The sequence below is a fragment of the Mesorhizobium sp. M4A.F.Ca.ET.020.02.1.1 genome (assembly GCF_004022645.1).
GTDB lineage: Bacteria > Pseudomonadota > Alphaproteobacteria > Rhizobiales > Rhizobiaceae > Mesorhizobium.
The window spans coordinates 1-6,592 of the sequence record NZ_RZOI01000313.1 but is presented as its reverse complement, the minus strand read 5'-3'; the positions used below and the strand labels follow the sequence as shown (position 1 = coordinate 6,592).

Here is a 6,592-nt window from a genome sequence, read left to right as displayed (position 1 = left end):
TGCTGGAGCGCAACGACCGCATCGGCGGCTGCATGCGCACCGAGGAGATCACCGCGCCCGGCTTCGTCCATGACGTGATGGCGACGACCTTCGTGCTGTTCATCACCTCGCCGGCCTTTGCAGCCCTTGGCAAGGACCTGGCGCGGCATGGGTTGGAATTCTGCCACACCGCGACCCCGACCGGCGTGCTGAGGCCCGACGGCAGCCATGCCGTGCTCAGCACCGACCGCGCCGCCAACATCGCGGCGCTCAACAAGGTCGCCTCGGGCGACGGCGACCGCCACGGCAACGATGTCGGTGGCGTCGAACGCAATGCCGGCCTGCTGTTCGGCCTGCTCGGCGGCGTCTTGTGGTCCTATCCGACGACCAAGCTGCTCACCGGCGAAGCCTGGCGGCGCGGGCCGCGCAACCTTGCCGCCTTCCTCGGCGAGGCGCTGGCGCCGGCGCGCGGCTGGCTGGAGACGGCCTACACATCCGAGACGATCCGTGCGCTCTGGGCGCCCTGGGTGCTGCATGCCGGCCTCGGGCCGGAAGACGCCTTTTCCGGTCAGATCGCCAAGGTCATTGCGTTTGCGCTGGAGGCTGCCGGCGCGCCGATCGTCAAGGGCGGCGCGAAGAACCTGCTCGCCGCCTTCGAGGCGCTGATCAAGGAGCGCGGCGGCGTGATCTCCACCGACGCGGACGTCGCCTCCATCATCCTCGAAGGCGGCCGCGCCACCGGTGTGCGGCTGGCCTCTGGCGAAACGGTGCACGCAAAAAAGAGCGTCATCTGCTCGGTCACGCCGACCCAGCTTTATGGCCGCCTGCTCGGCAGGGATGCGCCGGAAGCGGCTGTCGATGCGACGCGCGAATATCGCTACGGCAAGGGCAACTTCCAGATCCACTATGCCTTGAGCAAGCCGCCGGCCTGGCCCGGCGAGGGGCTGGACAAGGTGGCGTTGCTGCATCTGACGCCCGGCCTCGACGGCGTCTCCAAAGCCTGCAACGAAGCGCTGCGCGGCCTGCTGCCGGAAGTGCCGACCATCTGCGTCGGCCAGCCGCACGCGCTCGATCCGTCGCGTTGCCCGGCGGGCAAGGCGATCCTCTGGCTGCAGCTGCCCGAGTCGCCGCGCCACATCAAGGGCGATGCCGCCGGCAAGCTCGCGGCTCCGGCGGACGGGCAATGGACCGCCGAGCTGCGCGAGGCCTATGCCGACCGCGTCGAAGCGATCCTCGCCAACCACATCGACGGCTTCAGCGGCAGTGTGATCGCGCGTCGTGCCTATTCGCCGGCCGACCTCGAAGCGATGAACATCAACCTGGTCGGCGGCGATCCCTATGGCGGCTCGTCGACCATCGACCAGGCCTTCCTGTGGCGGCCGTTCAAGGCAAGCCGCAACCATGCGACCGGCATCAAGAACCTCTACCACATCGGCGCCTCGACCCATCCGGGCGCCGGGCTTGGCGGCGGCTCCGGCTACCTGCTGGCGGGGAGGCTGTGATGGAGGAGAAGGTCCGGCAGAAGCGCCAGCGCATCTCGACCCTGGGCGAGATCGGCCTGCAGCATTTCGCGCCCTACCTGATGAACCGCATCATGGGCCGCTACAACGCCACGCTGCGCGAGGATTTCCGCAAGCAGGGCCTGACCATTCCGCAGGTCCGCACGCTGGCCGTGCTGTCGGTGACCGACGGCGTCACCGTCAATGACCTCTCGGTCTACACGGTGATCGAGCAGTCGACCTTGAGCCGGACGCTCGACACGCTTGAGGGGCAGGGCCTGGTGCGGCGTGAACAGGGTGTCTCCGACAGCCGTTTCCGCCACGTGTTCCTGACCGACGACGGGCGGGCCCTGTTCACCCGCGCGTGGCCGGCCATGCACGATGCCTTCGAGGCCATGTTCGACGGCGTCGACGGCGCCGAATACGCCGCGCTGATCGCGATCCTGCAGAAGATGCTGAAGAACATCCGCAAGCACGACATTTGAGTTTGACGTACGCGCCGCCGGATGCCGGCGGCAACTGAAGGAGGCCACAATGGCCGAACGGTCTTTTGCCAAGGAAGTCGAAAAGCTCCGCCTCGGCGCCGGCCAGGAGTTTGCCGGCGAGGGCATTCTCGCCATCACCAAGGCGCTGCTGCAATGCGGCGTCGGCTATGTCGGCGGCTACCAGGGTGCGCCGATCAGCCACTTGATGGACGTGCTCGCCGACGCTCAGGACATTCTCGGAGAGCTCGGCGTGCATTTCGAGGCAAGCGCCTCGGAAGCCACCGCCACCGCCATGCTCGCGGCCTCGGTGCACTACCCGATCCGTGGGGCCGCCACCTTCAAGTCGACGGTCGGCACCAATGTCGCCTCCGATGCGCTGGCCAACCTGGCGTCGGGCGGCGTCACCGGCGGGGCGCTGATCATCGTCGGCGAAGATTACGGCGAGGGTTCCTCGATCATGCAGGAGCGCAGCCACGCCTTCGCCATGAAGAGCCAGGTCTGGCTGCTCGATCCGCGGCCGAACCTGCCCTCGATCGTCAAGGCGGTCGAGGACGGCTTCGAGCTGTCGGAGGCCTCCAACACGCCTGTCATGCTGCAGGTGCGCATCCGCTGCTGCCACGTCCACGGCCACTTCATCGCCAAGGACAACAAGCGCCCGCCAATGTCGGTGGCCGATGCGCTGGAAGCGCCGCGCCGCGATACCGGTCGCATCGTGCTGCCGCCCGCTTCCTTCCTGCACGAGAAGGAAAAGGTCGCCAAGCGCTGGCCGGCGGCGGTCGACTTCATCAGGAGCCGCAAGATCAACGAGATCTTCGGCTCCGATCACGGCTCGGTCGGCATCGTCATGCAGGGCGGCATGTACAATTCGGTCATCCGCGCGCTGCAGCGGCTCGGCCTCGCCGACACCTATGGCGACACCGACGTGTCGCTCTATGTGCTGAACGCCGTCTATCCGCTGGTCGACGACGAATTCCTCGCCTTCTGCGAAGGCAAGCAGGCGGTTCTGGTCGTGGAGGAGGGCCAGCCCAACTACATCGAGCAGGCCCTCGCGGCTATGCTGCACAAGGCCGGCCGCGGCACCAGGCTGGTCGGCAAGGAGCATTTGCCGATGGCCGGCGAATACACCGGTCAGGTCATGCTCGACGGCATCGGCTCCTTCCTGCGGGCCAACGCTCCGCACCTGCTGCCGGGCGAGGTGAGGGCGCCGAACAGGCTCGGCGAAGGCATCGACACCGCCGATCTCGTCAATGTCGTTCCCGGCCGCCCGCCAGGCTTCTGCATCGGCTGTCCCGAGCGGCCGATCTTTGCCGCGACCAAGCTGGTCGAGCAGGAGCTCGGCAAGCACCACATCGCCTCCGATATCGGCTGCCACCTGTTCTCGATCATGCCGCCCTTCGAGCTCGGCGCCACCACCATGGGCTATGGGCTGGGTCCGGCCTCGGCCTCCGCGTTCAATTCGCCCGACGCCAAGCGCCGCTCAATCTCTTTCGTTGGTGACGGCGGCTTCTGGCACAACGGCCTGACCTCCTCGATCGGCAACGCGGTCTTCAACAAGAACGACGGCGTCATCGTCATCGTTGACAACTTTTACTCGGCCGCCACCGGCGGCCAAGACATCTTGTCCTCCCGTGCGAGCAACAGGACGAAATCGACCAAGCATCCGATCACCGAGGCGGTGAAAGGCATGGGCGTCAAGTGGCTGCGCCACATCGATCGCACCTACGATGTCGGCAAGATGCAGGCGACGCTCCGTGAGGCGCTGACTACCGAGGAGACGGGTCCTAAGGTCATCGTCGCGTCGTCCGAATGCATGCTGAACCGCCAGCGCCGCGAGAAGCCGCTGGTCGACAAGGCAATCAAGGGCGGCGAGCGGGTCGTGAAGCCGAAGTTCGGCGTCGACGAAGACATCTGCACCGGCGACCACGCCTGCATGCGGCTCTCCGGCTGTCCGTCGCTGTCGGTGAAGTCGCTCGACGATCCGCTGCGCGACGATCCGGTGGCATCGATCGACCAGAACTGCGTCGGCTGCGGTAATTGCGGCGAGGTGGCGGACGCCGCCGTGCTCTGCCCGTCCTTCTACCGTGCCGATGTGGTCCACAACCCCGGCCGCTGGGACTGCTTCCTGGAAAGCGCGCGTCGCGCCATGATCGGCCTTTTGCAGCGCCGCCGCGAAAGCCGTCGGCTGGTGTTCGCCGATGCTTGACGAGAACACAGCCTCGCGCCCGAGGACGGACGCCGCCGGTGACGAGCGGGTGATAAAACTCGCCGTGCTTGCCGTTGGCGGCCAGGGCGGCGGCGTGCTCGCCGACTGGATCACCGACGTCGCCGAGCGCAGCGGCTATATCGCCCAGTCAACCTCAGTGGCGGGCGTCGCCCAGCGTACCGGCGCGACGATCTATTACATCGAGATGGCCCGCGACACCGGCCGGCTGCCGGTCTTCGCGCTGTCGCCGTCGCAGGGCGATGTCGACATACTGATCGCCGCCGAGCTGATGGAGGCCGGTCGCGCCATCATCCGCGGCTTCGTCACGCCCGAGCGCACGACGCTGATCGCTTCCTCGCACCGCATCGCCGCCGTGTCGGAAAAGATCGAGCCCGGCGACGGCCGCGCCTCGTCCGAGAAGGTGCACGCGACGGCGCAAGCCGCGGCCAGGCGATTCATCGCCTTCGACATGGAAAAGATCGCCGCCGAGAATGGCACCATGATCTCGGCCAGCCTGCTCGGCGCGCTGGCCGGTTCAGATGCGCTGCCCTTTGCGCGGGACAACTATGAGCAGGCGATCGGCGGCGCCGGCGGCCGCGGCGTCAAAGCCAGCCTCGCCGCCTTCGCCGCCGCTTACGATCGCACGCGCGGCATCGCGGCTGCACCGGCAGGCGAGCAGGCGGCGAAACATGCCGTCACCGAAGCCAAGTCAACGGCGAAGGTCCGTGGACCGGAAATCTTGCTGAAAGGCTGGCAGGAGCTGGCCGCCCGCGTTGGTGCCTTGCCAAAGCCGGCGCGCGACATGGCCGAACGCGGCCTGAAAAAAGTCGTCGACTACCAGGACATCGCCTATGGCGGCGAGTATCTCGACCGGCTGGACAAGGCCGTCGCGCTGGATGGCCCGGAACACGCCTACGCGCTGTCGATCGCCGCGGCGAAACATCTCGCCAATGCCATGTGCTACGACGACATGATCCGCGTTGCCGATCTCAAGACCCGTTCGACCCGCGACAGGCGCGTGCGCAAGGAGGTCGGCGTCAAGGATGGAACGGTCCTGCAGCTGACGGAATATTTCCATCCGCGCATCGAGGAGTTCTGCGGCACGCTGCCGGCGGGTCTCGGCAGCTACATCGAGGACAGACCGAAGCTTGCCAACTTCCTCGACCGCCGCATCAATCGCGGCCGCCGCATCCGCACCGACAGCCTCACCGGCTTCGCAATGCTGTGGTTCATCGGCGGCCTGCGCCGCTGGCGCCGCCGCCTGCTGCGCCACAAGGTCGAGATGGAGCATCTGGAGCGCTGGTACGAACTGGCGCTCGTCCACGCCCGCGAAGATTACGTGCTTGGCACGGAAATCCTGAACTGCCGCAGGCTGATCAAGGGATACAGCGACACCCACGCCCGCGCCCAGTCAAAGTTCGACCGCGTGCTTTCGGCGCTCACCATGCTCAAGGGCCGCGATGATGCGGCCGACTGGATCCGCCGGCTGCGAGAAGCGGCGCTGAAGGACGAGAAAGGCGACATGCTCGATGGCGCGCTGAAGACGGTGGCGACGCTGGGATAAGGGATGCAGCGTCGCAAGCTATCCCGGAAGAAAACCTAGTTTGCGGCGCGATCCAGGGCCGCGACAATGATCGAGATGCCTCGAGCGTTTTTGTCGCAGGGAATGGGAACCCGGGGGGAAACTGGTGCCGCTTGCGTGACTCGAACACGCGACCCCATCATTACGAATGATGTGCTCTACCAACTGAGCTAAAGCGGCCCGGGAAGCGCTAGGCCTCCAAGATGGGCTGGGTGATAGACTCAACCCGCCGCGAATTCAAGATGGCTTGCGGCGAATTCAAATAACCAACCGCGAATTCGAGCCGGAACCCGGCAATTCGTGTTGTGCTGATCCGGGCTGGAAGGATCTGTCCAGACGATGCGCCGCATGCCGAAACGCCGTATTGGGCGGTCGGTGTGGGACGGCCTCGGCGAAATATGTTGATTTCCTTGTAAAAAACCGCCGAAATCGGGTTTGTCCGGGCGCGCCGCGCAGAATGCGGCCGCCGGCCCGTTGATTGATTGGCCGCCTGCCGCTAACGATCATGGCAGGAAACGTGCAGAGGGATTTGGCTTGGACGCGATCGAAAAAGCGATCCGCAACGCCTTCGAGAAGGGCAATGCCGAGGACCGCGTCTTTCGCGAGCGGGTCTATCGTTCGGCCTTTGCCGCGCTCGACCGCGTTCTGCAGGCCAATCCCAACGTGACCGTGGAATGGGCCATCAAGCGCCGCAAGGCGGTGCAGGCAAAGATCGCCGAGATCGAATCGGAGTTCCTGCCGGCGGTTCCCGATGTCGCCGCGTTGGACGAGAGCGCCACGCCGGCGGCGGCCTCTGAAATCGCCGTGCCAGCCGAGACCGCCGCGCCGGCGCCCACGGTGGAAC

The 6,592-nt window shown here is 66.3% G+C and carries 4 protein-coding genes, 1 tRNA gene and 1 pseudogene; 5 read left to right on the top strand and 1 reads right to left on the bottom strand.

The window, feature by feature from the left end; genetic code table 11:
• The 4 genes from EN742_RS19385 to EN742_RS19370 all read left to right on the top strand — a co-directional run.
• On the top strand, positions 1-1,481 hold a 1,481-nt coding region (locus EN742_RS19385), incomplete at its 5' end, for an NAD(P)/FAD-dependent oxidoreductase (protein ID WP_148670157.1).
• Entirely contained in the window at positions 1,481-1,963 is a 483-nt protein-coding gene (locus EN742_RS19380; protein ID WP_128333159.1) for a MarR family transcriptional regulator, read from the top strand. The genes EN742_RS19385 and EN742_RS19380, both read left to right, overlap by 1 nt.
• A 49-nt stretch (positions 1,964-2,012) precedes the next feature.
• Positions 2,013-4,166, top strand: a complete 2,154-nt coding sequence (locus EN742_RS19375; protein ID WP_127405266.1) for an indolepyruvate ferredoxin oxidoreductase subunit alpha — start codon at positions 2,013-2,015, stop codon at positions 4,164-4,166.
• Complete coding sequence (locus tag EN742_RS19370; RefSeq protein WP_128333158.1) at positions 4,159-5,730, top strand: indolepyruvate oxidoreductase subunit beta family protein; 1,572 nt, start codon at positions 4,159-4,161, stop codon at positions 5,728-5,730. Before EN742_RS19375 ends, EN742_RS19370 begins: the two co-directional genes overlap by 8 nt.
• 122 nt (positions 5,731-5,852) lie before the next feature.
• On the opposite strand, the gene EN742_RS19365 is transcribed toward EN742_RS19370, so the two are convergent.
• Positions 5,853-5,928 (bottom strand) — tRNA-Thr (locus EN742_RS19365).
• A 354-nt stretch (positions 5,929-6,282) separates the two neighbouring features.
• Between EN742_RS19365 and EN742_RS19360 the strand changes: the two are divergent.
• Positions 6,283-6,592: pseudogene (locus EN742_RS19360) on the top strand (hypothetical protein); the annotation flags it as partial.

What these genes read in the sequence shown, in the direction of transcription:
- EN742_RS19380 (WP_128333159.1), top strand. Translation starts at nt 1,481, where the DNA reads ATGGAGGAGAAGGTCCGGCAGAAGCGCCAGCGCATCTCGACCCTGGGC.
- EN742_RS19375 (WP_127405266.1), top strand. Translation starts at nt 2,013, where the DNA reads ATGGCCGAACGGTCTTTTGCCAAGGAAGTCGAAAAGCTCCGCCTCGGC.
- EN742_RS19370 (WP_128333158.1), top strand. Translation starts at nt 4,159, where the DNA reads ATGCTTGACGAGAACACAGCCTCGCGCCCGAGGACGGACGCCGCCGGT.